General features: G+C 69.3%; 27 protein-coding genes and 2 tRNA genes. 11 read left to right on the top strand and 18 right to left on the bottom strand.

The features are described from left to right. Positions 1–82: 82 nt before the first annotated feature. A complete protein-coding gene (locus U7230_RS03550) occupies positions 83–1,519 on the top strand; it encodes a Mur ligase family protein (protein ID WP_324717364.1) in 1,437 nt (478 codons plus the stop codon). Then, entirely contained in the window at positions 1,482–2,306 is an 825-nt protein-coding gene (locus tag U7230_RS03545) for a type 1 glutamine amidotransferase (protein ID WP_324717363.1), read from the top strand. The genes U7230_RS03550 and U7230_RS03545 overlap by 38 nt, the downstream gene beginning before the upstream one ends. A gap of 46 nt (positions 2,307–2,352) precedes the next feature. On the opposite strand, the gene U7230_RS03540 is transcribed toward U7230_RS03545, so the two are convergent. Next, complete coding sequence (locus U7230_RS03540) at positions 2,353–2,730, bottom strand: hypothetical protein (protein ID WP_324718265.1); 378 nt, start codon at positions 2,728–2,730, stop codon at positions 2,353–2,355. Positions 2,731–2,875: 145 nt separating this feature from the next. Here U7230_RS03540 and U7230_RS03535 point away from each other — a divergent pair, with 145 nt between their 5' ends. Together U7230_RS03535 and U7230_RS15380 are read left to right on the top strand one after the other, a co-directional pair. Beyond that, positions 2,876–3,679, top strand: a complete 804-nt coding sequence (locus U7230_RS03535; RefSeq protein WP_404980553.1) for a Dph6-related ATP pyrophosphatase — start codon at positions 2,876–2,878, stop codon at positions 3,677–3,679. 329 nt (positions 3,680–4,008) lie between these two features. Next, positions 4,009–4,317: a prolyl oligopeptidase family serine peptidase gene (locus tag U7230_RS15380; RefSeq protein WP_404980552.1), complete on the top strand. Its 309-nt coding sequence runs from the start codon at positions 4,009–4,011 to the stop codon at positions 4,315–4,317. Here U7230_RS15380 and U7230_RS03530 read toward each other — a convergent pair. Both U7230_RS03530 and U7230_RS03525 read right to left on the bottom strand, forming a co-directional pair. Beyond that, complete coding sequence (locus U7230_RS03530; protein ID WP_324717361.1) at positions 4,202–5,482, bottom strand: alpha/beta hydrolase family protein; 1,281 nt, start codon at positions 5,480–5,482, stop codon at positions 4,202–4,204. The genes U7230_RS15380 and U7230_RS03530 overlap by 116 nt on opposite strands. A 22-nt stretch (positions 5,483–5,504) precedes the next feature. After that, complete coding sequence (locus U7230_RS03525) at positions 5,505–6,122, bottom strand: class I SAM-dependent methyltransferase (protein WP_324717360.1); 618 nt, start codon at positions 6,120–6,122, stop codon at positions 5,505–5,507. A gap of 453 nt (positions 6,123–6,575) precedes the next feature. Between U7230_RS03525 and U7230_RS03520 the strand changes: the two genes are divergently transcribed. The 4 genes from U7230_RS03520 to U7230_RS03505 are packed head-to-tail and all read left to right on the top strand — an operon-like array spanning position 6,576 to position 9,108. Continuing rightward, complete coding sequence (locus U7230_RS03520) at positions 6,576–7,025, top strand: hypothetical protein (RefSeq protein ID WP_324717359.1); 450 nt, start codon at positions 6,576–6,578, stop codon at positions 7,023–7,025. Between the two features lie 26 nt (positions 7,026–7,051). Then, on the top strand, positions 7,052–7,675 hold the full coding sequence (locus tag U7230_RS03515) for a DeoR family transcriptional regulator (RefSeq protein ID WP_324717358.1): 624 nt from the start codon (positions 7,052–7,054) through the stop codon (positions 7,673–7,675). A 1-nt stretch (position 7,676) separates the two neighbouring features. Further along, positions 7,677–8,171 carry a copper resistance CopC family protein gene (locus tag U7230_RS03510; protein ID WP_324717357.1) on the top strand — a complete coding sequence of 165 codons (495 nt, stop codon included), beginning with the start codon at positions 7,677–7,679 and terminating at the stop codon, positions 8,169–8,171. A 49-nt stretch (positions 8,172–8,220) separates the two neighbouring features. Next, a complete protein-coding gene (locus tag U7230_RS03505) occupies positions 8,221–9,108 on the top strand; it encodes a copper resistance D family protein (RefSeq protein WP_324717356.1) in 888 nt (295 codons plus the stop codon). Between the two features lie 20 nt (positions 9,109–9,128). Here U7230_RS03505 and U7230_RS03500 read toward each other — a convergent pair whose 3' ends face one another. The 7 genes from U7230_RS03500 to U7230_RS03470 all read right to left on the bottom strand — a co-directional run bounded on the left by U7230_RS03500 (position 9,129) and on the right by U7230_RS03470 (position 15,765). Further along, positions 9,129–9,749 carry a peroxiredoxin family protein gene (locus tag U7230_RS03500; RefSeq protein WP_324717355.1) on the bottom strand — a complete coding sequence of 207 codons (621 nt, stop codon included), beginning with the start codon at positions 9,747–9,749 and terminating at the stop codon, positions 9,129–9,131. Next, on the bottom strand, positions 9,733–11,025 hold the full coding sequence (locus tag U7230_RS03495; RefSeq protein WP_324717354.1) for an ABC transporter permease: 1,293 nt from the start codon (positions 11,023–11,025) through the stop codon (positions 9,733–9,735). Before U7230_RS03495 ends, U7230_RS03500 begins: the two co-directional genes overlap by 17 nt. Then, positions 11,022–11,780, bottom strand: a complete 759-nt coding sequence (locus U7230_RS03490; RefSeq protein ID WP_324717353.1) for an ABC transporter ATP-binding protein — start codon at positions 11,778–11,780, stop codon at positions 11,022–11,024. Before U7230_RS03490 ends, U7230_RS03495 begins: the two co-directional genes overlap by 4 nt. A 1-nt stretch (position 11,781) precedes the next feature. Beyond that, the gene (locus tag U7230_RS03485; RefSeq protein ID WP_324717352.1) at positions 11,782–12,324 is read right to left on the bottom strand and encodes a hypothetical protein; all 543 of its coding nucleotides are present in this window, start codon (positions 12,322–12,324) and stop codon (positions 11,782–11,784) included. Between the two features lie 182 nt (positions 12,325–12,506). After that, positions 12,507–14,324 (bottom strand): alkaline phosphatase, encoded by a 1,818-nt coding sequence (locus U7230_RS03480; protein ID WP_324717351.1) that lies wholly within the window; start codon positions 14,322–14,324, stop codon positions 12,507–12,509. 203 nt (positions 14,325–14,527) lie between these two features. Next, on the bottom strand, positions 14,528–15,208 hold the full coding sequence (locus U7230_RS03475) for an NAD-dependent epimerase/dehydratase family protein (RefSeq protein ID WP_324717350.1): 681 nt from the start codon (positions 15,206–15,208) through the stop codon (positions 14,528–14,530). A 254-nt stretch (positions 15,209–15,462) separates the two neighbouring features. Beyond that, positions 15,463–15,765, bottom strand: coding sequence for a hypothetical protein (locus U7230_RS03470; protein ID WP_324717349.1), 303 nt, complete (start codon positions 15,763–15,765; stop codon positions 15,463–15,465). A 303-nt stretch (positions 15,766–16,068) separates the two neighbouring features. Here U7230_RS03470 and U7230_RS03465 point away from each other — a divergent pair, with 303 nt between their 5' ends. After that, positions 16,069–17,004, top strand: a complete 936-nt coding sequence (locus U7230_RS03465) for a ribose-phosphate diphosphokinase (protein ID WP_404980626.1) — start codon at positions 16,069–16,071, stop codon at positions 17,002–17,004. A gap of 560 nt (positions 17,005–17,564) precedes the next feature. Here U7230_RS03465 and U7230_RS03460 read toward each other — a convergent pair. Beyond that, positions 17,565–18,914, bottom strand: coding sequence for an amino acid permease (locus U7230_RS03460; protein ID WP_404980625.1), 1,350 nt, complete (start codon positions 18,912–18,914; stop codon positions 17,565–17,567). Positions 18,915–19,146: 232 nt separating this feature from the next. Between U7230_RS03460 and U7230_RS03455 the strand changes: the two genes are divergently transcribed. Continuing rightward, entirely contained in the window at positions 19,147–19,398 is a 252-nt protein-coding gene (locus U7230_RS03455; RefSeq protein WP_324717346.1) for a hypothetical protein, read from the top strand. A gap of 211 nt (positions 19,399–19,609) precedes the next feature. Next, positions 19,610–19,834: a hypothetical protein gene (locus tag U7230_RS03450; RefSeq protein ID WP_324717345.1), complete on the top strand. Its 225-nt coding sequence runs from the start codon at positions 19,610–19,612 to the stop codon at positions 19,832–19,834. On the opposite strand, the gene U7230_RS03445 is transcribed toward U7230_RS03450, so the two are convergent. The 7 genes from U7230_RS03445 to U7230_RS03415 all read right to left on the bottom strand — a co-directional run bounded on the left by U7230_RS03445 (position 19,776) and on the right by U7230_RS03415 (position 23,900). Further along, a complete protein-coding gene (locus U7230_RS03445; protein ID WP_324717344.1) occupies positions 19,776–20,540 on the bottom strand; it encodes a hypothetical protein in 765 nt (254 codons plus the stop codon). The two genes, U7230_RS03450 and U7230_RS03445, sit on opposite strands and share 59 nt — an antisense overlap. Positions 20,541–20,735: 195 nt before the next feature. After that, complete coding sequence (locus U7230_RS03440; RefSeq protein ID WP_324717343.1) at positions 20,736–21,206, bottom strand: FAD-dependent oxidoreductase; 471 nt, start codon at positions 21,204–21,206, stop codon at positions 20,736–20,738. A gap of 29 nt (positions 21,207–21,235) precedes the next feature. Continuing rightward, positions 21,236–21,667: a cupredoxin domain-containing protein gene (locus U7230_RS03435; protein ID WP_324717342.1), complete on the bottom strand. Its 432-nt coding sequence runs from the start codon at positions 21,665–21,667 to the stop codon at positions 21,236–21,238. A gap of 100 nt (positions 21,668–21,767) precedes the next feature. Next, positions 21,768–22,436 (bottom strand): MarR family winged helix-turn-helix transcriptional regulator, encoded by a 669-nt coding sequence (locus U7230_RS03430; protein ID WP_324717341.1) that lies wholly within the window; start codon positions 22,434–22,436, stop codon positions 21,768–21,770. A 405-nt stretch (positions 22,437–22,841) separates the two neighbouring features. Continuing rightward, a tRNA-Arg gene (locus U7230_RS03425) sits at positions 22,842–22,917 on the bottom strand. 8 nt (positions 22,918–22,925) lie between these two features. Further along, a tRNA-Gly gene (locus tag U7230_RS03420) sits at positions 22,926–22,999 on the bottom strand. Between the two features lie 169 nt (positions 23,000–23,168). Continuing rightward, entirely contained in the window at positions 23,169–23,900 is a 732-nt protein-coding gene (locus U7230_RS03415) for a hypothetical protein (protein WP_324717340.1), read from the bottom strand. Positions 23,901–24,061 lie beyond the last annotated feature (161 nt).

The following is a 24,061-nucleotide window of genomic DNA, read 5'->3' as shown; positions in this document are numbered from 1 at the left end:
CCTGTCCGGGTGTACAATCGCCTCGGAGGCACGCGTCGAAGCTGGCGTTCACGATGCTCGTCACGCTCGCGTGTCGGTACGCATGAACATGCATCCGCTGCGTCTCGCCTTGTGGGCAGGCAAGGTGGCCATGGTAGCCTCGCGCCAGCTCGGGCGCGGGGGTACCGCCTGGCCCGGCCGGGTGGCCGCGGCGATTGACCCTGATTTGCTGGACCACGTCGCCCGCTTGCCCAGGCAGGGCACGGTCGTGGTCACGGGCACCAACGGCAAGACGACCACGGCCCTGCTTCTGCATCGCATTGCCTCTCGCCGGGGCCTGCGCCTCATTCACAACGTCGCCGGGGCCAACCTTCCCGCCGGGCTGCTCGCGGCCTTCATCGAGGGCGCCGGCTGGTGGCGGGCCGAGGCGCAGGATCTGGCGGTGCTGGAGGTCGATGAGGGGGCCTTTCCGTCGGTGGTCGGCGCCCTGCGTCCCAGAGCGGTGATCGTGACCAACTTCTTCCGGGACCAGCTGGACCGGTACGGAGAGGTCGACGGGACGGTGCGCCGGGTACGCGAGGGCATCGCCCGCGCGGGAGAGGCAGTGCACTGGTTCATCTGCGCGGACGACCCGTTGAGCGTGTGGCTCGGGGAAGAGGCCGCCTCCGCCGGCCAGCGCGTCACCTACTTCGGCGTGCAGCGGGCGCCGGAGCTCCCGGCACCTGCGGGTCCGAGCGGAGCCAGGCCGCCCCTGTCGGCGGACGGGACCCAGTGCGTGCGCTGCGGCACGCCTTACCGGTACGAGCGGCTTTTCTACGCGCAGCTGGGGCATTACGCCTGCCCCAACTGCGGTCACCGGCGACCCCTTCCCCAGGTCCAGGGCGACGTCGAGCAGTTCGGTGAAGACGGAGCTGCCGTCGTGGGTGTCTCGACTTCCACCGGCCAGCTGCAGCTGCGCTTGCGCCTGCCGGGTATCCACAACGTCTACAACGCCCTGGCTGCCGCGAGCGCCGCTCTTGCCCTCGAGTTCGGGCCCGACGAGATCGCGCAGGGGCTCGAAGAGGCCACCGTCCCGTTCGGCCGCACCGAGGAGGTATGGGTGCGCGGCCGCCGGGTGGTCTTGAGCCTGGTCAAGAACCCCACGAGCTTCGACCAGGTGCTGGCCACCGTCGCCCCCTTGCGCCCGTGGCGCTGCGTGGCGATCGCGCTCAACGACCTGGCGGCCGACGGGCGGGACGTCTCCTGGATCTGGGACGTCGACTTCGAAGGGCGGCTCGTCCCGCGCCTTCCGGCCGGCATCCCGGTCATCTGCACGGGCCGGCGGGCGGCCGACATGGCGGTGCGCCTGAAGTACGCCGGGGTCGAGGTGCCTCGGCTCGTCATCGAGACTCGCCTGGGGGAGGCCATCCGGCAATGCCTGGAGCGGGCGACCTCGGACGAGCCCGTCTGGATCCTGGCCACGTACACGGCGATGCTCTCAGCCCGAAAGGTGCTGGTCAGCAGTGGGCTCCCACGCCCGGCCCCCGTCACCGCCGGTTGACGGCAACGGGATCCATCTCCCGCGCGACCTCCCGCCCCTTCGCATCCTCTTCTTGTACCCCGACTTCCTCAACGTGTACGGGGACCGGGGCAACCTGACCGCGCTCGTGCAACGCGCCCGCTGGCGGGGCCTACCGACCACGGTCACCGAGGCCTCCGTGGGCACGCCGGTAGATGCGACGCACTTCGACCTGGTGCTGGTGGCCGGAGGGCAGGACAGGGCCCAGCAGGCCGTCGCCGAGGACTTTCGCCGCAGCAAGGGCCCGTCGCTGATCGAGGCCGTCGAGGCCGGCTGCCCCGTGCTCGCCATCTGCGGAGGCTACCAGCTGATGGGCCATTTCTACCGAACGGCGGAAGGCACCGAGATGAAGGGGCTGGGGCTGTTCGACGCGTGGACGGAGGCGGGTGGCCGCCGCATGATCGGCAACGTGGCGGTCCGCGCCGAGCTGGGCGACGCCAGGCCCCTGTTGGTTGGGTTCGAAAACCACTCGGGACGCACGACCCTGGGCGCGCGAGCCCGGCCGCTCGGGCGGGTACTTTACGGGTACGGCAACAACGGCTCCGACGGCACCGAGGGGGCGCGCTACCGCAACGCCATCGGCACCTACCTGCACGGAAGCCTGCTGCCGAAAAACCCTACCCTGGCCGACTGGCTGCTCCAGGCAGCCGTCGACCGCCGGTACGGACAAGGCATCCGGCTCCCGCCACTGGACGACACCGTGGAACACCAGGCCCGGGAGGCCATGCTCCGGAAGCTCTTGGGCCCTCCCCTGCTGCGGGGAGTGTGAGGCTAGGGGCCATACGACAGCCATCGAGCGCCGGCTGCTGCAGAGGTCATGTCGTCCAGCGTACCACAGGCCCCGTGTAACCGGCCCTCCCGCTCTCAGCCAGTTCCGCCAACGCTGAGTCGCCCTCGGTGAGGTCATGCTCGGGGATGCGGCCGTCCCGGACGACGCAATGTTTCACCGCCACCACCGACCGGAGGTCGGAGCCGGCCTGCCGCCACAGGGCGACGCCCCACGTGCCCGATTTTAGCGGCACGACGCAGGCGACCAGGCCGTCGGTCAACCTGGCACCCATGAGCCGCTCGAAATCGCCCCACCGTGCCGATGTGAGCGCGTAGTAATCGACCTGGGCCGTCACGCCGGTCCGGGGTGGTATGGTCTCGTCCTCCCCCCGGTCCGTGGTTCGCGGTGCTCCGGTCGTCTGCATCTCGCTCTTGACCTCCGGCATGTCCATTCCCGAGTGTGTGGAGGTGAGTGGCGGCTCCTTGGAGACGGCAAAGCCAGAGGCCTCCCGCGGCGCTGTTGACGTCCGGCCCGGGAGCGGTCATCCTGCCGGGGGTGAGCAAGCGGCCGTGAACAGACTCTCAGCATCCCGAAAGACCCCCATCTGGCCGTCCTCTGGCGAACCCGGACCTGCCCTCGCGTGGAGCGGCGGGAAGGACAGCGCGATGGCGCTGTACGTTTTGGGCGGAGCCAGTTTGCTGCTGACGACGGTTACGGAGACTCATGAACGGGTGAGCATGCACGGGGTGCGCCGGAGCCTCCTCCGGGCGCAGGCTCGGGCTGTGGGTGTACCGGTGCTCGAGGTGCCGATCCCGCCCCGGTGCACCAACGCCGTCTACGAAGCCCGGATGGCGGAGGCCCTGGAGCACCTGAAGGCTCGGGGCATCCGGTCGGTGGCCTTCGGCGACATCTTCCTGGCCGATGTCCGCGCATACCGGGAGCGCCAGCTGGCCCGGGCCGGGATGGAGGCCCGGTTTCCGCTGTGGGGGCGCGATACAGGGGCCGTAGCTCGAGAGTTCCTACGGGCCGGATTCCGGGCGGTGGTGGTGTGCGTCGACCTCGCCCGTCTGGACGCGTCATGGGCAGGACGGGAGTTCGATGAGGCATTCCTGGCGGCGCTGCCTGCCGGGGTCGACCCGTGCGGGGAGAAGGGCGAATTCCACACCTGCGTCTACGACGGGCCGGTGTTCGCACAGCCCGTGGCCTTTCGGCGGGGCGCCGTGGTGGAGCGCGACGGGTTCGCCTTCGCCGACTTGCTCGACGAACCGCCTGTCACGCCTGCGGGGCGTGGGCCAGGGATTACCCGCCTGCGTGGAGCCGGGCCCGGCGGGCCGCGTCGTAGCGCCCGATTACGACCATATCCTGCAACTTGAGCGCCGTGGGCTCGTACGGCGTACGTTCCGTCGGCTGGACCCCGAGCGCCAGCGGTCGGTGCTGCAGGCCATCCTCGACGTGGCGGCCGAGCGGGGGCCGGAGGAACTGCGCATCAAGGGCTCCGGTGGGTCCTCTTCGAACCCCTGGCGCTAGAGCTGCGGGGCGGGTACCTGGTCATGAGCGACTTCTGGGGTGCCCGTTGGGCGGGCCTTCGGCCCCGAGTGGAAGCTCCGGATACCGGCGGAGCCCGAGCGGCGGGTGCTCCGGCGCCGGTGGACGTGGCAGGTGCCCGCCGTGCCCGAGCCGCGTTGGACGTGGCCTACCGGCCATGCCCCGAGGCCGACGTGCCCGGCATGGTGAGCGACGCCAGGCGGGCAGTCGCCTGGGTGAAGAGCCAGGCGGCGAGCTACGGAGTCAACCCCGAGAAGGGGAACTCTTGGGCGGGATGCCGGACGAGGTGCCCGAGATGTACAACCTGGCTTCGCCCATCCACCATGTGAGCCCGGATAGCCCGCCTACGCTCATCTTCCAGGGCGCGCAGGACTCCGTCGTGCCCGTGGCGTCCGCCCATCGCCTGCGCGATACGCTGGCCGAGGCCGGGTGCCCGCTGGTGGGAACCGCCCCGGGCAGGCAGTAGACCGGTGGGTACGGGTGTCCTTCTCGGCCCGCAGGTGGTCGGCGAGCCAGTCGCCGAGCAAGGCGAGATGGGTGAGGTGCAGGCTGGCCGCATGGTCGGCCCCCGGGATGATGTGCAAGAGGCGAGGGCCGGAGACGGCGTCGTACAGGCGGCGGGCGAACTCGACCGGGACGATGGCGTCTTGCTCGCCGTGCACGATGCAAAGGGGGCACCGGATGCGGGCGGCGACCGGCTCCAGGCGCACCCGCCGCAGCAGCGCCACGAGCTCGGTGGGCTCCTCGATGCCGGTCATCAACCTCAGGCTGGGCCCGTAGAAGGGCGTCCGTACCGCCCGTTCCGGCTCGGGAAACTCCCAGAGAGCGCTCAGGATCGCACCCGCGCGCACCCGGGGCTCCGCGGCTGCCATGTACGGGGCGACAAACCCGCCCCAGCTGAACCCGATGATGCCCAGCCGGGCCGCGTCGAGCTCGGGACAGGAGGCCACGAAGTCGGCGATGGCCCGGGCGGCTCCGGCCAGCATCTCGGGGCCGACGAACAGGACGCCCCGCAGTTGCGCTTCACCCGTGCCCGGCTGGTCCACCGTGAGCGTGGCAAGCCCGCGCTCGAGAAGCGGCTGCTCGACCAGGACCGGGCAGACTTCCTTGACCGTGTCCATCCCCTGCACGACGACGACCACGGGATGGGGGCCCGGGCCCCGCGGAAGCCGCAGGTAGCCCGGTAGCGGTGCCGGTGCAAACGGGATGTCGACGCTCCGGGCCGGCGGGTCCACAAGGCGAGCGAAGCCCCCGTAGGCGGCCAGAAGCTGCTCGTACGTACGGGCCCGCTCCCGGGCGTCCCATGTCCGCCAGTTGGCCAGGGCGAAATAGAGCGCCGCCTGGCGGTAGCGATCCCGGGCGGTCACCGGGTGACCGGCCGCTTCTTGCGCCCGGGCCTCCTCGAGCGCCTGCCCCGCCGTTTCCCTCCACCGCTCGGGCCAGGCGCTCCAGGATCGGATGCGGGAGACCGTGCGCAAGAATTCCCCCTCGTCGGCACCCAGGAGCCGGAAGTAGCGCACGAGCATACCCAGGTGGGGCAACCGGCCCAGCCCGGCGGTGCGGAGGGCCAGCTCGAAGAGGGCCCGTTGGATGCCGGCCGGGAGCCGGAGCAGCAGGGAGACGCCGTTCACGGGTATCACCTCCGGGTGGTCGTCACGGAAGCGGGCGGGTACACGCCTGCGCGGGCTTGCGCCCGGCCACGACCCGTACCGGAGGGAACATGAGGAAACGCAGGCCGGTAACGTGTACGTCCAGGGCGCCGAGCTCGCGAAGGACCTTTGCGTACTCCTTCACGTGCTGGAAATCCAGGATGGCGAAACGACCGCCGGGTTTCAGGGCCTGCATGATTTGGCCCAGTGCACGCCGGCGTTCTTCCGCGCCGCCCAGGTTGTGCAGGACCAGGCTGGAGACAACGGCGTCGAACTTCTCGTCGCGAAACGGAAGGCGGCGAACGTCGCCGGTCACCAGCTGGATCCGACCCGCCACGCCTTCCGCCCTGGCGTTGGCCCATGTGGCTTGCGGGCTATTGCCCGATTCCATCAACTTGCCGACCTTGCTGCTCCACACCATGTAGGCGCCCTCAACGACACCGATGGCGAAGCTTGCGAGCAACGCCCTTCCCACCGCCTGCCCAACCGGGCGCAGGGCACCCCGCAGGGACAGAGCGGCGAGAGCGAGGACGAACAAACCTACTCCCATCGCCGTCAAGTTGCGCACCACGTAAGGGGCGTCGATGCCGTAGTCCGCTCCCCGGGACCTCCGTACGAGCACGGGTTTCACCCTCCCACCTCCGTCAGGTCAGCGTTCCGCCCCTCTTGACAGCGGCAAGCAGTGTACGAGCCTTGCCGGAGGATTCCTGCCCGGCAGCGTGTGGGTTCGTACCCCGCGGGCCGCGTGCGGCCGGCCACCCAGGCGCCGGCGGCTCCTGATGCACCTGGCGGGGTGCGCAGCCCGACGACGGGAGGGACGCGGGCTCGGCCGTTGGGATGGCCCTTGCTTCACATCGCGTTATCTCCCAGTACATCACGCCCGGCCATTTGGCCGTCGACGAAGGATCCCCACGGGCCGGCGATGCCCCAACGGCACGCCCGAGCGCCAGGACGGCGAATCCTCGGCATCAGATAAGGTGTGTTACCACGGAGGAAACGTTAGCTTCCGTGACGAAGAGCATCAGCGTCCCAACCTCGACCGGCGTGACGGGCCGGGCGGAAAGGAGCTGAACTCGTGTCGAGACGAGCCTTTGTCGTTCCCGCCCTCACAGTGACCCTGGTCGCGGCGTTGCTCGGGGCCACTGCGGCAGCCCACGAGACCAAGGTGGTGGGGGGCTACCGGATCTCGGTGGGCATGCGGGTGGAACCGCCCTACACGGACGAGCGCAACGGGCTGGACCTCATCGTGAAGAGGACCAGCGACGACAGCCCGGTCGAGGGGCTGGAGAAGAGCCTCAGGGTCGAGCTGACGGCCCCGGACGGGCAGCAGCGTTCATACGCGCTACGGGCCCAGTTCGGTCAACCCGGCCGCTACACCGCCGACTGGCTGCTCACCCAGCCCGGCGTCTACCGCATCCGGGTCTTCGGATACGTGGGCAGCCAGGCGATCGACGAGACGTTCTCGAGCCACGAGGTCCGGCCACTTTCGGAGCTGCGCTTCCCGGCGGCGGCGCAGCAGGGGTAGGGCGTTCGAGAGCGGGGTTCTAGCCGATGGAAGAGGCGAGAATGTTACCCGTCGAACGGCGCACCCGGCTGCTCCAGGAGCTCGCAGAGCGGGGCGCCATCCACGTCGCTGCCCTGTCCCGGCAGCTGGGCGTGTCCGCCATGACGCTCCACCGCGACATCGACGAGCTGGTACGGCAGGGGTATGCACGGAAAGTGCGGGGTGGCGCCATCGCATCGGCCCGGTGGCAGCCGGCGTCGGCGGGCAGGCAGGCGCCCGCCGCAGCCCCTTCCTCCGCCGACCGGTGCAGTGTCTGCGGCAAGCCCGTCGGGGGACGTAACACGTTCGTCGTGCACAGGGAGGGGGCTCCCCTGTCCCTCGCCTGTTGTGCCCATTGCGGGCTGCTCATGCTCGGCGACCGGGCGCGTACGGCCATGGCATCGGATTTCCTGTTCGGCCACACCATCAGCGCCCGAACCGCCTATTACGTGGCCGGGCCCGACCTGGTGGTCTGCTGCGCGCCGGCGGTGCTGCCGTTCGGGCGACGCGACGACGCCCAACGATTCTGCCAGGGCTTCGGCGGGCGCGTCCTGCCGCTGGAGCAGGCGGTGGAGTGGGTACGGGCCGAGATGGCTCTCAACCACGTGAGTCACGCAGGAAAGGAGACGTGACATGCCTGTCGATGGAGCGCCAGGGACCCGCCGGGCAGCCGGCATCGTGATCGCCCGTTTCGTGGTCACGTTCGCGGTGGTGTTGGGCATGGCTGTCCTGGCGGGCGCGCACAGCGCCCTGAAGAGCTCGAAGCCCGCCGACGGGGCCCGGCTCGAGGAGATGCCCCAGGCCGTCGAGTTGACCTTCACCGAACCGGTGGAGACCGCTCTATCGGTATTCAAGGTGTACCCGGTGCCGGCCCCTCCGGACGCGCTGGCCGACCTGGAGCGGCTGAACGGCATGGCCGCCGAGCTGGTCTCCAAGGTCCTCTCCCGAAAGGGCGACGAGGCCCAACGGGCCGACGCGGGGCTGGGTACCAAGGCGACTCCGACGGCCAGCGTCACGATCCGCCTCAAGCCCGGCCTGAAGCCCGGTGCCTATGTCGTGATGTGGCGGGTGCTCTCGATCGACACCCATCCCACGCAGGGCTTCGTCGTTTTCGTATATGCACGCTGACCGCGTTGCGGGAATCTTGCTCGTCCTGGCCACACGGGGTTTGCTCTACGTGGGGTTGGCGAGCCTGGTCGGGAGTGGTCTCCTCGCCGGGTGGGTCGCCCCCGAAATCACGCGACGGGTACCCGGGTACCCTCGCCTGCTCGCCGGCACCGGGGCAGCTGCCATCGGGGTGGCGACGTTCCTCGTGCCCGTGCAGGTGGCGCACCAGCTCGGCTACGGCCTGCTGGCACTCCTCCCCGTCTACCTGACGCGCACCCGGCAGGGAACCGTCCTGGCCGCCCGGCTTGTCGTCCTGGCGATGCTCGCAGGTCTGGGGATCACCCGGCTTCCCTCCCGCCCCCTTCGACAGGTCGCCTGGGTCTGCCTCGCCCTGGTGCTGATCGTCACCGTCGGTCTCACCGGGCACCCGAGCGCGCGGCTCGACCTCATGCTGGCGCACGCAGCGCATCTGGCGGGCGTCAGCACGTGGGGTGGCACGTTGCTGGCTCTTGCCTGGTTCCCCGGATGGAAGCGCGGACCGGAGGCGAAGCCGGGGAGCGAACGTGAGCGACCGTTCGATGCCAGCCGCATGGTCGAGCCGGTTCGGAGGCTTTCGGCCATGGCCGGCGTGGTCTTCCCGGTGCTCGTCATCGCGGGGATCTACCTGGGAGCAGCGTTGACGGGCCGCCGGGGAGACCTGCTGGGATCCGGGTACGGCCGGTGGCTCGGACTCAAAGTCCTCGTCGTGGTGCTCGTCGCGGCAGCGGCCGCCATCAACCGCTGGCGCCTGCTACCCTTGGCAGGCGCGGCCACGGAGCCCGACGGTCCTGCGGCCGTGCCGGCCGCGCTCTGGCGGCTGCGGCGCTCGGTACGGGTGGAAGCCGCGTTGCTGCTTGCCGTGCTGGCGCTGACCGCGTTCTTGTCCACGCAATCGCCGCCGGGGCTTTCCGGAGGCTGACGCGTGGTCGACCGACACCTTCAGTGCAGGGCCGACAGCCTCTCCTCATCGACGGCCCCGACCCAGCGGGCGGCGACGGTGCCCGCAGGGTCGATCACGAACGTGGTGGGCAGGCTCCACACGTGGTAAGCGTCAGCCACCTCTCCACGCGGGTCGAGGACGAGGGGGAGGTACCGGAGGCCGAAGGATCGGGCAGCGCGCCGCACCGTCTCGGCGCTCTCCGCCAGATTGACCGCTACGACGACAGGCCCCGCCTGGCGGTCCGCCCCAGGCGCATCCGGGTCACCCCGTCCCACACCCTGTCGGGCGGCGTACCGGTCGAGCAGTGGCAGCTCTTCTCGGCACGGGCCGCACCAGCTCGCCCAGAAGTTGAGCACCACGGTGCGGCCGCGCAGCGCGCTCAGGCGGAAACGCCGCCCGGCCTGCTCGGGCGGCCATACGATGTCCCCCTCGGCGTCGGGTGCCGTCCAGGGCGCTTCGGCCACCGAGGGAGGCGGCTCCGCCGGTTTCGCCGGCTCCGGGGAAGCCCGGGGGGAAAGCCTGGTCACGAGCAGCGTACCCCCTGCCGCCGCGACCGCCAGGACGAGGAGAGCGAGCAGGCGTCGTGGGGGCACTCGCGCCGGCTCAGTTCCCCATGGCACGGGCGAGCACCTCGCCGGCGCTGCGGCGATAGGTGGCAAGCGCGGGCCACAAGCTCGCGAGAAGCCCGATGCCTACGGCGGCGAGCGCCATCCAGCCAGCACCGGGGTGCCAGCCCAGAGAGGCTGCGATGGCCGTCTGCGCCCGTACGCTGCGCGCCAGCAACGCGGCGACCCCGTATCCTGCGCCGACTCCTGCGGCGGCGCCCAGGAGCGTGATGACGAGCGACTCGACGAGCGTCACCGCCAGGATGGCAAGCCGGTGAGCACCCACGGCTCGCAGCACGGCCACGTCCCTCTCGCGGGCGAGCGTGGCCCACGAGAGCGAGAGCAGCACCGTGATCCCTGCCATCACGATGGTGCTGAGGGCCACCCCGGAGAGCACCTCCTGGCCGGTGCCCAGCAGCTGGAATATCTGCCCCAGCACCTGCCCCGGGAAGACCGCCTGGGCCACATCGCCGTTGTTGAGCTCCTGATAGATCTGGTAGGCCGCCATGAGGTTGGTCGGGCGCACCAGCACGATGGTGACGTCACCGGGCGGCTCGGGTGCCGACGCCGCGGACGCCGGCGGCTCAGCCCCCGGCGCGCCGGGGGCCCCGTGCCCCGCCCCGCCTTGCTCCCCGGCGCCGTGTTCGTGGTGCACCTCCCACACCGAGCGGATGTCCACGAAGATGCCCCGATCGTACGGGTGCCCGGACCAAGCGAGCACGCCGACCACGTGGTAGACGTCCGCGTGCACCTCGGGCTCGATGGCCGCCGTGACGCCGTGCGCTGCCTGGAACGTATCGCCCACCCGGATGCCCAGCGCCCGGGCCACGTCGGCCCCCACCACGGCCTCGAAGGGCGCACCGAACGTTCGCCCTTCTTGCACGGAAAGCAGCGGTGGCCCGTCCGGGGTCCCGTCACGCCGCAGCCGCTCGAAGGCCTCCGCCGTGGTGCCCACCACTCGAAAGCCGCGGTAGTTGTCGCCGAGCGCCAGCGGCAGGGCCCATGCGACCCGGGGATCCTCTCGCAGGCGCGCATAGAGCTCGTACGGCACGTTGCCGATGGGAACGTCCTGCAGGAAGACCGCGTTGAAGGCGAGCTGCATGGCGCTGCCACGGTCTCCCACCACCACGTCGAAGGGCAGCGCAGCCTGCTGCATCGCCCGGCGGCTCGCGTCCGCCACGAGGTACACGGATACCCCCAGCGCCACGGCCAGGGCGACCACGGCCGCCGTCAGCATCGCTTGCACCGGCCGTGCCCACACGTTTTTCCACCCAAGACGTATCCAGGTCATGACGCCGGGCTCACCGCCCTCTCACCGGCCGGCGACGTGCCGGAGGGAGCCGTTTGTACCGGAGCTCCGGCAGGGGCGTCGAGGGAGAGCACCTCTTGCGCCGACTCGATGATTCGCGGATCGTGGGTGGCCATGATGAGCGTCGCTCCCTCGGCCGCTACCGCGTCCCGCAACACCCGTAGCACGGCCCCGGCGCTCCTGCGGTCGAGGTTGGCCGTGGGCTCGTCGGCGAGCACGAGCTCGGGCCGGTTTGCCAGCGCCCGTGCCACGGCCACCCGCTGCTGCTCGCCCACGGAGAGCTGCGCCGGGCGGTGGCGCAGCCGGTGGTGCATGCCCACTTGCTCCAGCAACCCCGAGGCGCGCCGCCCCCGTTCCCGCTTCGGTACGCAGCCCGCGACGGCCATCGCCAGCAGCACGTTGTCGAGGGCCGACAGCGAGCCGATGAGGTTGAACGTCTGAAAGACGTACCCGACGTGGCGTGCCCGAAACGCGTCCCGGCGCCCCTCCGGCAGGGCGAACAGGTCCTGGCCGAGCAGCTCCACCCTCCCCTCGCTCGGGCGCACGAGCCCGGCGAGGATGTTGAGCAGCGTGGTCTTCCCGGAGCCGCTCGGACCCGCCACCACGAGTTCCGTGCGCGGCCCCACGGACAAGTGAGAGAGCTCGAGCACGGTGATCCCCGAGGCGCTCACGCCGTTTCGGCCGGCGCCGGGCACAGGGTAACGTTTCACGAGGCCCTGGATGCGCACGATGTCCATCTCACAAGCCCTCGATTCGATCGGCGAGGATCCGCACCTGGCTCACGAAGCCGGTCTCGGGGTCGGTATGGCTGCCGACCTCGAGCCGCCCCGTCACGCGCAGGGCCGACGAGGTCGGTAACGTCTCCTGCCCCTTGGGAAGCAGCACGAGCACGATGTCGGCGGGCCAGTCGGCATCGCTGGAACAGAAGGGGCAGACGGTGAGCGGCACGCGCGTCAGCACGAAGAACGTGAACTTGGGCTTCACGGGCGGCGCCATGTAGCCGACCATGGTGACCGTCTGGCCGGCCAGGCGCTTCACCTTGTCCGAAAAGACGAGCCCCCGCACGCTTTGTCCTGCGTACAGCTCCGAGAACTTCAGCTCTACGGCTGCCGCACGTGCGCCGGGTACGGGTTCGCCCGCCGCCGGCAAGCCCGCCGCCACCGCGCACGCGAGCAAGGCGAGCACCGCCGCCCACCCTACCCGGGCTCGGGCCTTGCGCCGTGTTGCCCGTGCCGGCCCCGCCCGCGTATGCACCGCTTCCGCCCGTCGCGCCCAGGCCATCGAACCTTGCCTCCCGTACGGTCCGGCAGGTGCGCCGTCACGACTCTGTCCGCACATGCCGTGCATCCCTCACCCGTGCTCGCGGGCACCCGGCGGCACGCACAACCTCGCCCAGCGAGCGTCGCTTCCGCCGGATGCCCGAGTCCGCGCTCTGGCTCGGTCGGCCCCTCGGGGCACGCGCCCTAGCGCTTGGCTGCCGACAGGAGAGGATCGAGCCCCAGAGCTTGCACCATGGCGAAGAACACGTCCGTGTTGTCCATCACCCGGCCGAAGTAGCGCGCACCCGGCCCGCCGGCCGACACCGGCACGTCCTCGACGGTGTGGACCTCCTGAGGTTCGCTGTACGGCAAGTTACCCGTGAGCAGCACGCCGTCGGGGTCCCGCTGCGGGTTGGGCACCCAGCGATTGCCCTGGCTCACGGTCGGGCTGGAAGGCACCGGGTTGCACTTGAAATCGTCCTTGTAGTCGGGATGGTTGGCGAAGCCCACCGCCAGCGTCACCGAGGGGCACGGGTCGTCGGGGAAGCCGTCCTTGTCCTTGTCCTCGAAGGTCGGGTAGATGGCCTCCTGGTACACCCGCACCGCGTCCCGGCCTGTCTTCCCGTCCAGCTCGTGGTAGGTGCCGGTGATGCTCATGCTGTGGCTGTGGTCCGCCGTCACGATGATGAGGGTGTCACCACGCTCGGCGGCAAACCGCCTGGCGACGCCCACCGCCTGATCCATCTCGATGGCGTCGTAGACGCCCCGCTCCCAGTCCAGGGGGTGCAGCTGCTTGTCGATGGAGGCGCCCTCCACCATCAGGAAAAACCCGTTGGGGTTTTGCGACAGGATCTCGATGGCCTTGGCCGTCATCTGCATCAGGTTGGGCTGGTCGGTGAAGTTCTTCAGTACCTGCGGGTTCTTGAGCAGGCCCCGGTCGAGGTAGACGTCCATGTTGTCGAGATGGAACAGGCCCAGGAGCTTCTTCGGCGTGCCCACCTGCGCGAGGGCCGCGGCGCTGTCCACGAAGGCGTAGCCCCGCTGCTCGAATTCGGCGATGACGTCGCGGTTGTCGTTGCGCCGGGAACCGGGGGTGCTCTTCGGCAAGAACCGGGACGAGCCACCGCCCATGATGACGTCCGGCTCCAGCGCTTCCATCTGATCCAGGATGGTCAAGTACTCGGACCGGCGCCGGGTGTGAGCGACGAACGCGCCCGGCGTGGCGTCGGTGATATCAGCCGTCGTGACAAGTCCGACCGCCATGCCGCGCACCCGCTTGGCGAGCTCGGCAATGTTCTCCACCCTGGGGTCGTCCTGGGGATCGGGGGTGTGATCGGGGTAGACCCCCATGGCGTTCACCGCGCTCTTGTGGCCGGTCGCGTACGCCGACGCGGAGTTGGCCGAGTCGGTGGCCAGGGCGTCCATGCCCGACGTGGTGACGAACCCATGGTACTCGAGCTGGTCCATCTCGAGCCACCCACGGTACTTGCCCTCCGTGAGGCCCTTGGAGAGGATGCGGGCAGCCGTGCGCACCGGAAGGGAGAAGCCATCACCGATGAAGAGGATCACGTTCTTGGCCCGGGGCCCCTCGGCGACCGGGCGCACGACCTGCCAGGAGGCCGCCTTCTGCGCGAGCCAGCCGCTGCCGGCCGCCACGGCGCTCACCGTGTACGTGCCCTCCGGAGCCAGGGTGACGTCCCGCACGGTGACGAGCGCGCTGAGGGGAGCCTGGAGGCCGCTTCGCACCTCCTCGACCTTCTTACCCGGGAAAACCGACGAGAGCGGCTGGCCGTTGATCAGCACGGAGAGGGTCTGGACGGGGCTCGGAGCGTTGAGCACCTCCACCCGCAGGTCGAACCGCTGGCCGGCCAGGAACTGTGCCCGGTCGATGGGCAACACGACCACTTCCGGAGCTGCCGGGGCCGCCTGGCTCAGGGGTGACGCCACGGCAGCGAGGGCGACGAGCGCGGCCGCCAACAGCAAGACCCGGCCGCGGCTTCTCTGCATGACCGTGCTCGACATGCGACAGATTCCCCCGTTTCGTCTGGCATTCGATCATTTGCCTCAAACGCCCGGGAAGCGGCGAAGCGAGTCGGCCGACTCCGGGACAAGCATCCGGGTCGTACTTGACCGCCACGTTGCGGACCCGTTACCCGGGTGCGTCTGCCGGGTTACCGCGCGGTTAAGCCCCGGCGGCTCTCGCAACGAAACGCGCCGGGAGTCGCTCACGCCTCCGACGAGGGATGGCTCCGCATCCACTCCACTGTCTGCCGGATGCCCTCGGCGTAGGGCGTCGGCTGCCACGCCGGCAGGCGAGCCCGTAGCTTGGCACCATCCAGGATCGGCGGGGTCTCGTAGAGGTAGGAGAGTTCGACCAACTCTCGCAGCAAGGGCACGAACAGACCCGCCAGCCGTAGGCCGGTCCGCCCCACCCTTCGCCAGCGGGGACGGTGGCCGGCTCGTTCGTAGGCCAGGGTCAGCCACTCCCGGCCGCTGATGGGGCCGGGGCCGGGGACGTTCCACGCCTGGCCGTAAGCGTCGTCGTGCAGCGCCAGTTCGACGATGGCCCGTGCCGCATCCGGCACGTACACGAACTCGTGCGGCACATCCAGCGGCCCCAGCCAGACGGCGGCCCGGCCTGACACGGCCGCCCGCAGGCTGATGTTGCCGAAGGAATTGTCCGCCCACGGGCCGTAGAAGTCGGGCAGGCGGGCCACCAGTGTGCGTACCCGCCCCTGGCGGTGGGCCTCGAAGAAGACATCTTCCTGCTCCTTGCGCATCCGCCCCTTGAAAGCTTGCGGCTCCCGGGGATGGTCTTCCCCGACCGGCCGGGTGCGGGGCGGGCCGTAGCTGTACACGTTGGTGATCAGCACGGCTCGGGCGCCTGCGGCAGCGGCGGCGGCCACGGCGTTTCTGGCCAGCGGCGGGTGGAGGCACGGCGGCCTGCGCGTCGGCGAGGTCCGCCGGGTACACCTCCGCGCCGGGCATCTCTCCAAACACGCTCGCGAGAACCTCCCGTCGCCGGGCTACCACCCGGAACGGGATCCCGCGCCGGCTGAGCTCTTCCCCGATGTAGCGCCCCGTGGGCCCGCTCGCCCCGAAGATCGCTGCCCGGCGGAGGTCGAGGCTGGAAGGCATGGTCTTGAGCTGATCTCCTTCGTTATGGACAGGGCTGATGAAAGAGGTTATACAGGACGTTTCCGGGGATGCACCCGGGCGCACCGGGTTGGCTCTGGTCGATGGGATGGGTGAACCACCACAGCACCCCGACGGCCAGCACCGCGGCCAGGCCTGTCAGCACGGGCACCCAGCGCGACGTTCTGCCGAACCCGAACTTCCGCCCGAACCGGAAGGCAAGCCCGACCGCAACCAGGAAGGCAAGCCCGCCGGAAAAGAACTCCAGGAGAGAACCGATGTCCTGTGGCGGCTCTCCGACGGTGACGGTGTTAGGAGAACACCGCACCCCTGGCCAGCCACACCGTGCCCGAGGCTGGCTCGGGCAAGTGCGGCCAGAGCACGACCAGGAGCAGCGAAACGAACATGATGGCCATCAACGTGGCGGCCGCCTGGGGTGGATAGTCGCAACGCCTCGTCCGTCGCTGTTTGACTCCGCAGGCCCTCACCGGCCCCGTCACGCGATGGGTGTACTTCCAGCCGCCACCTGATTCCTGTTACCATCTTGTTAACGGAGTTCTGCATTCTCGCAAGAGGTCTCCCAGAGGGGTTCGTCCTGGCCGGGCTCCGCTACCGCCGACGGACGGGAGGGATCGACGTGAAGATCTTCGGGGGACGTGCCACGCAGGAGCTCACGGTCGCGATCTGCCAGCATCTGGGCGTTCACGCGGGCCGCGCTGACATCTTCAAATTCAGCAATGACAACACGTTCGTTCGGATCCTCGAAAACGTTCGGGAGGCCGACGTGTTCGTCGTCCAGACATCGGTCCCCCCCGTCGATGAAGCTCTGGTCGAGCTTCTGATCATGCTCGACGCCCTGCGCCGCGCCTCGGCCGGACGCATCACCGCGGTACTCCCGTACTACCCGTACGTCCGTTCCGACAAGAAAGACCAGCCACGGGTACCCATCACCGCGCGGCTGGTCGCCGATCTGCTGGTGACCGCCGGGGCCGACCGGGTCGTCACCATCGACCTGACGGCCGACCAGATCCAGGGCTTCTTCACGATACCGGTCGACCACCTCACCGCCCAGCCTGTGCTGGCTCGCTACTTTCGCAGCAAACACCTGACCGACGCGGTGGTGGTCGCTCCGGACCCAGGTGCGGTCAAGAGAGCGCAGCGCTTTGCCGAGCGCCTCGGGGTCCCGGTAGCCTTCGTGGACAAGCGACGGCTGCCGGCGACGTCCGGCGTGCGGGCGACAGCAGTGGTGGGGGACGTGCGGGGCCGGCCGGTCATTCTCTTCGACGAAGAGGTCGATCAGGGTACGACCTTGCTCGAGGCTACGGAGCTCGTCCTGGAGCGCGGTGCTGCAGAAGTCTACGCCGCATGCACCCACGCCGTTCTCTCCGGCCTCGCGGCCGAACGCGTGTCCAAGGCCCCCATTCGTGAGTTGGTGGTGACCGATACGGTCCCCGTCCCGCCCTCCAAGCGGTGGAACGCCCTGACCGTGCTGTCCGTGGCGCCCCTGCTCGCCGAGACTATCCGGCGTATCAGCACGGGCGAGTCGGTCAGCGCTCTGTTCGAGTAGACCGGCATGAGCCCGGCCTCGTAGCCCGCCAGAAGAGGACCGGGCCCTGAGGAGGTACATGGACCGATGGCGTCCGCGCAAGTGGTATAAAGCCGGGCCAGCTCCCGGATCTTCTCTGGCGAAATGCCGGCTCGTGAGGCAACGTTTTCCGGCTTGAACCTGGCGAGAAAGCGGGCGTAGGCTCTCAACCCGCCCGGACCTGGACCTACGGATATCTCCGTTATCTCCGTGAAGATACGCGGGCCTCATTCGCAAGCCTGCTGAGGGCACCGTAATCGCCCTTGAAGACGTAGGCGTATCGCTGGATGACGTCGGCGTCCACGTGCACGGGCCGGACTGCGCCCTCTTGGATGTCCTCTAGCCACCGCTCGACGTCGCCGCTGTAGCGCTGATCGACCCCTTCCAGTTCGTAGATGATGACGTCAGCCAGGGCGTTGGTCAGCGCGACGTCTGCCCCCCCACCCGGGGGAGCGTCTCGGCCGCGTTGAAGCCGATGATGAACAGGATGTCCGCGTCGTAGACGTCGCGCAGGCTCATCGGCGGCCCGTCGATGCCGTACGTTAGCCGGCAGCGAGGCGCGACCGGTGTCGCCCGTAGGTGGCATAGAGGATGAGGCCCATGGCGAGCCAGGCAGCAAAGCGCATCCACGTCAGCCGGGGAAGCTGTAGAGCCAGGTAGAAGGAGGCGAGAGCGGTCAGGGCCGGTAGCCACGGCACCCAAGGCACGCGGAACGGCCTATCCCACTCGGGGTGGACCCGCCGTAGCACGATGACCCCGACGGAGACGATGATGAACGCAGCCAGGGTACCGATATTGGCCAGCTCGGCCACCACCCTCACGGGCAGAAGCGCCCCCAGCACGGCCACCCCGGCGCCCGTCAACAGCACCGCCCAGCGGGGCGTCTGACCTCGCCCCGTGTTGGCGAAGAGGCTCGGGAGCAGCCCATCCCTGGCCATGGCGAAGAAGATCCGGCTTTGAGCGTAGAGGTTGACGAGCAGCACGCTGGTGAGCCCGGCCAGAGCCCCCACGGCGACGAGGCCCCCCGCCCAACGAAGTCCCACCCGGAGAAGCGCCGCCGCAATGGGAGAGGGGACGTTCAGCTCCGTGTAGGGCACGATCCCGGTCAACACGGCGGCCACGCCCACGTAGAGCAGGCTCGACAGCCCCAGGGAGCCGAGAATGCCGCGCGCGAGGTCCCGCTGCGGCCGCCTGACCTCTTCAGCCGCCGCCGAGACGGCGTCGAATCCGATGTAAGCGAAGAAGATCAAGCCGGCGCCTCGCACCACGCCCTCCGGCCCAAAGGGGAGGAACGGCCGCCAGCGAGCAGGGTGAATGCGGGGGATGCCCACGGCGAGGAAGAGCGCCAGCACCAGGAGCTTGACGGCCACGGCCAGATGGGTGGCCTCGGCGCTCTCCCGGGTACCCCGGATCAGCAGGGCCGTGAGCACGGCCACGATGACCACGGCAGGGAGGTTGATCACACCCCCTTCCAGGGGGCCGGCGATCAGCGCGTGCGGGATGGGCAGCCCGAGGCTTTCCAGCACGTCGGCGAAGTAGCCGGACCACCCGATGGCCACGGCACCCGCCGCAACGGTGTATTCCAGAATGAGGTCCCAGCCGATGACCCAGGCGGCGAGTTCGCCCAGGGCAGCGTACGCGTACGTGTAAGCACTGCCCGCCACCGGCACCATGGCGGCCAGCTCCGCGTAGACGAAAGCAGCCATGGCGCTGACCACCCCCGCCAGCACGAAGGAGAGGATGACGCCAGGTCCTGCGAAGCGGGCGGCCACCACGCCCGTAAGCACGAAAATGCCGGTCCCGATGATGGCCCCGACCCCGAAGACGGTCAGGTCAAGGGCCGTCAGCTGCCGGCGCAGCCTCCGGCCTGCCTCTCGGGAGACCTCCAGCATCTGCAGCCGTGACTTGGTACGGAAGAGCTCCCCGACCCAGGCTGGAAGGTTCCATGGCCGCGCTGCCAACGGCGTCCTCCTCGTCAAGGTGGGTCGCGTCCCGGTTAAAGGCTGCTCGGAAGCCCGGTTCGCGTATGCCGGCCGGACCGGAACCGTCCCCCTCATGGTTGTCGGCGTTGAGCCCAGTGTGCGCCAAGCTGTTGGCGAGCAGGGAGTGACTGGAATGCATCGTATGAACCGAATGCCTGTCCACCTGCTGTTGCTTGTCGCCTCGTTGGCGGCGGTACTCAGCGTCGCGGGGATCTGCGGGATGACGCGGGGGCACGCGAGTACTTTGCGTACCAGCGTGTGGCTCCTGTTCAGGGACAAGGAGGGGGTGGAAGAAAACCTCGCCAGGTATCACGACCAGACGCCGTTTACTCGTGCGTATCACGACTTCGTGGAGACCTACGCCCGCTACCTGTTCGCGCCGGGCCCCCTGTGAGGCTGGTATCAACCCAACCCGAAATACTGGTGGATGACGAGGGCGACGAGTACTACGTCGTCACCGTGGCCGGAGACGACCGGGAGGCGTCGTCAGGGGGGCCCTGTACGACCAGGAGACGGGTGACGTCATCCGGTACCTGCCCAACGAGCTGCCGGCGCTCAACGGATACCTCATCTCCTTCTTTGAACAAAACGCCAGCGAGACGGCGGTGGAGTGGACGGTCCCGGTGCTGCTCAACGGGCGTGAGGTCGACCTCCTAGTGGTCCTCGACCCGGAGACCTGGGAGGGGGAGGTCGTCGGCGCCTGGCCCGGGACCGCCGAGGGTAGCCACGTAGCGGCCAGGGACCTGATCCCGATCTGCCCGGGCGACCGGATCACCCCGCTCTTTCACTGGGTCGGCCCGGATACGGTCGAGGATACGTTCGTCTACTGATTAGCGGCAAGGACGTATCGCCGCCGATCTCGGCTCGATTCTCGCCTGCCGCCGGTGCCAGGATCGCCGCCGGTGCCAGGATCACGGACCGCCGCGCACCCCGCGCGGGGAGGAGCCAGCCGCGGAGGTCTGCCCCACGGGACCCGTCGATCACCACGTCCTCGTAGGCCAGACCGATGTCCTCCGGAGAGACGCCTGGCGCGTTCTCAACCGGCAGCGACATCATGAAGACGCCGGCTGCCACGGCAAAGGAGGATGCGAGACCGACGCCCAACACCACGTCCACAAGCCGGCGCAACGAAAGTCGATAGGCCCCAGCGCACGCTCCACGCGGAGTTCGACGCCTACAGGAGTCGCGAGAGCGCCGCCACCGGCTCAAACGGGCCCCTGAGGCCGCGAGGGACAGCCACTCGACGAGGTACCCTGCCCCCAGGCCCGCCAGCATGACCCCGCCGCCGACGAGGACGGCGTGCTGCCAGTTGCGGCCCTGAAAGCCGATCCCGGCCATCCCGACGCCCGAAAGCCACAGGTAGGCTAGGACCAGCAACAACCCCGCTCCCTTGGCAACCACCTGCTCGCCGAACCGTTGGTCAGACCGCAGCCAGAAGGTGTCCCACACCCGCAACACTGCGACGAGCAACAACAAGCCGGCCATGGCGGCAACGGGCCGCGCGGCCAGCCTTGCATGGATGGCAAGGTCCCGCATCTCTCTCCCTCCTGCTCTCGGAGCCTGACGGTCTCCCCCTGCTCCGCCCCGGGACCGGGCAGCGACCGGTGGCCGTCTGGCGTGGCCCCCGGCCCGAGCCGGTCGGGTATAAACGCTTCCAGTTCGCGTCGGGGCGTCCGGGAGAACACCCGCGCACCTGGACGAGCCCCGAAGCAGTGCAGCACCGTGTCGCTCTCAGGCAAACCGATTTAAATCGAACAACGAGATGGGGTGCCGGGTATTCCCGTTGATTACGAGGTCGGCGAGAATCTCTCCGATGACGCTGGCGAATTTGAAGCCGTGCCCCGAGCACCCCACTGCCAAGGCCACCCCCGAGTGATGCGGATGCAACCCGATCGCGAAGTGTCTATCCGGGGTATTGGTGTACATGCACGTCTGCGCTTCAAGACACGTGCTGTCGAGGGCAGGGATGCGATCCGCCAGATAGGAGCGCATCACGTCGATCTCCTCTTCCCGAACCGCTCGGTCGATCGTCTCCGGGCTGCAGGGCGGACCCACCCCATGCAAGGCGACCTTTACCCCCCGCTCGTGCGTCTCGGCCGGGAACCCATAGAATTGTTGACCGTCTTCCGCCTCCCATATGAAGATGGGGAACCGGCCTACGAGGAACGGCTCTGTGCCGCCTTTCGGCTCGAACCAAAACATGACGCGCCGTTCCGCCGCGCGGCACTCCGTTACGGCTTCGGCAAAACCAGCAGCGTGCCGCTCTGGTGGACGCTCAAAGGATGAAGCTGGCAGTAGATGGGGTACGCGCCGGCCCGCACCCGCTGGATGCGCGCCCTCCGGGTCTCCCCCGGCTTCAGTACCTCCTTGATCCCGTAAGCGTCAATGGCGAACCCTTCGTCGATGGGACTCTCGTTGACGATGGTGAACTCGACGCCGTCGCCCTCGTAGGCGATGGCGTCGGCAGGCAGATTGGTGACGGCGATGGTAGGCACGTCGGCGACGGTCGCCTTCGTCAACTTCATCGTCACCGTGTAACTTCGGACGGGCGGCGACGCCGCCTCTCCCCCGCTGCCGTAACGCACCAGCCCCACCACGCTCACGGCGGCGAGGGCCGCCAAGCCCACTCCCAGAGCTGCCAGCCGGATTGGACGCTTGTTCACCTCAACGCCTCCTCCTCGAATCACGCCTTCGGCGAAAGCCCGTCGACGGGCCCAGCACGTGTGTCCTAAAGCCGGACGGTCAACAGCCCCCAACCCTGCCTCAAGTCTCGGCCGCCCTCTCCCACCTCCCCGCCCACGCCTCCCACGCGGTCTCCTGCCGCCCATCAGGTGCGGGCTCGTAATCCGGACATTCCAACCGAAGCCGCCCGTCGCCGAAGGCCGCATCGACGTAATTGCAGTGATGGGGGCGCTCCGGATCCGGGTGGGCGAACGGGCGGAAGTACGTGCAGCTCACGCACATGCGGGCGACGGAGATCTTGCCCTGGAGCTGCAGGGTGCGGATGAGGCGTACCAGCACCCTCAGCAGGGCCACCTGATCCGCCGGTGGCAGGCTATCCACGGCCACCGCCAGGAAGTCGGCCCACCCCGCACTGGCCTGCGCGACCCGGCTTCCGGCACCGGTGAGCGCCAACTGAAACGAACGGCGGTCGTCGCCCGACTGCCGGCGGCGCACCAGCCCCTTCGCCTCCAGGGTCCTGAGCGCCTCGCTCACCGTGGCGGGGCTCAGCGCCAGCGCCTTCGCGAGCTCTCCGGGAGTCGGACACTGCCCGGGGGCCTGAAGGAGCAGCCAACTGAGCACCTGCCCCTGGGTGGGCGTGAGGCCGCCGCCCCTGGCCTCCTTCCACGCTTCGTGCCGCAACGCCAGGCTGAGCTTGACCAGCCCCGCCGCCACCTGGGCAGCCACCGAGTCCGCGTGCTGCGCCGCCATGCCGTTCCCTCGCAGAGCATATGTTTCGGACTCCAAAATATATGCCGCCGGTCACTCCTGTCAAGCTGGTGCGGCGTCATGGCGTTGCTGGCGGACGTGGACGTCCGACCGGACTACGAGGTGGCGGCTGTCATCCACGCCATGGTGGCGCTGTTGACCTGGGTCCACGAGCCCATCCGCCGGGAAGGACGCTGGATCAGCGACCCATTTGCCGGATCCGGATCCACCGGTGGATCTCGTGGCCATGGGCGGGGCGGCTCTCGGAAAGCAGGCACGAGGCAAGTGGCCGTGGTGCGCAACTCGTTGGTGACGACCTTGCTTCCGGCGCCTTGGCGGGTTTCGGGCCCACGGCCCGCGTCGTGGCAGGAGCCATCCAGCTCGGTTGGAACAAACCCGGGCCACGACTGGTGCGCCCGGCAGGATTCGAACCTGCGGCCTTGTGCTTAGAAGGCACCTGCTCTATCCCCTGAGCTACGGGCGCCCCGGGAGTGGAGCGGGTGAGGGGAATCGAACCCCCGTACCTGGCTTGGAAGGCCAGTGCTCTACCATTGAGCTACACCCGCCTGCCGGCCGAGAGGCCGCTCGGCTGCCGTGCTCGACAGCCTTGCAGCCGAGCACCATGATACGGTGCCCGGCCGATCGTGTCAATCGAACGCCCGGCAGCCGCCATCGGCCTCGCCTGCGCTCGCCCTGGCCCGAGCGGCGCCCGTCAGCCCCTCTCGGAGGCCCGCCTCAGAAGCTCCCCAGCAGCAGCCCCAGCCGCAGCGTCGGGCCGTTGAGGACGGCCGGGGTCTGATCGACAGTCTGGCCGTCGGCCCTGGCCCACTTGGCGTTCCAGAAGTCGGTGGCCAGCCGGTAGCCCGCCCGCAGCTCGAGCCCCACCCGCGGGGTGAAGTAGACCTGCACGGCGGCCTGCGGCTCGAGCGTCAGCATGAACCGGGTGTAGCGAGACCCGCCGGTGCTGCCCAGTTGCACAGGAGCGCTGGCTGCATACGTCTCCAGCGCCACCTGGGCAAGCCCCACGTTGCCGCCACCCGTCAGCCGCACGGTCTGGTTGCCGGCGAGGGTCCAGTGTACCCCGAGATACCCGTCGTCGATGGTGAGCCGGCTGAAGCCCTTCCCCTCTTCCCTGCTCTCGAACCGGGAGTGCGCGCCGCCGCCCCGGATCTGCAGGGAGTCCGCCCCGGCGACGAAGCCCCAAGCGAGCGTCAACCCATCCTGCTGGAACTGGGGGAGCCCTTTTCCTGCCAAGGCCGAGTTGATCTCGTCGAGGTTGAACCGCTGGTAACCGGCCTCACCGTAAACCCCGGCCACCCCTCCTTCGGCGGGCAGGACGTCGCTCATCCCGGAGGGCATCTCCTCGCCCGGGGGCGTCTCCCACGTCTCGTCCGACTGCGCCCGGGCTACGAGCGCCGCGCCCGCCACCAGCGACAGCCCGGCGGCCAGCGCCACGACGTGCCTCATCCCACGGCATTGCGCACCGAACCCCACCGTTGCCACCTCACCTTTCCTGCACCCGGCTCGAGGCCGGACTAGAATGGATCCGGCGCGTGGGGCGCGCCTCCTCTGACTCCGAGAAGTGAGTGGCTCCTGGGAGGCCGGCGGTTCACCGGCCGGTACGAGAG

It is taken from the genome of Limnochorda sp. L945t (assembly GCF_035593305.1).
Lineage (GTDB): Bacteria > Bacillota > Limnochordia > Limnochordales > Geochordaceae > Carboxydichorda > Carboxydichorda subterranea.
Note: the sequence above shows the minus strand (reverse complement) of the source record. Positions and strands in the feature narration are given on the sequence as shown.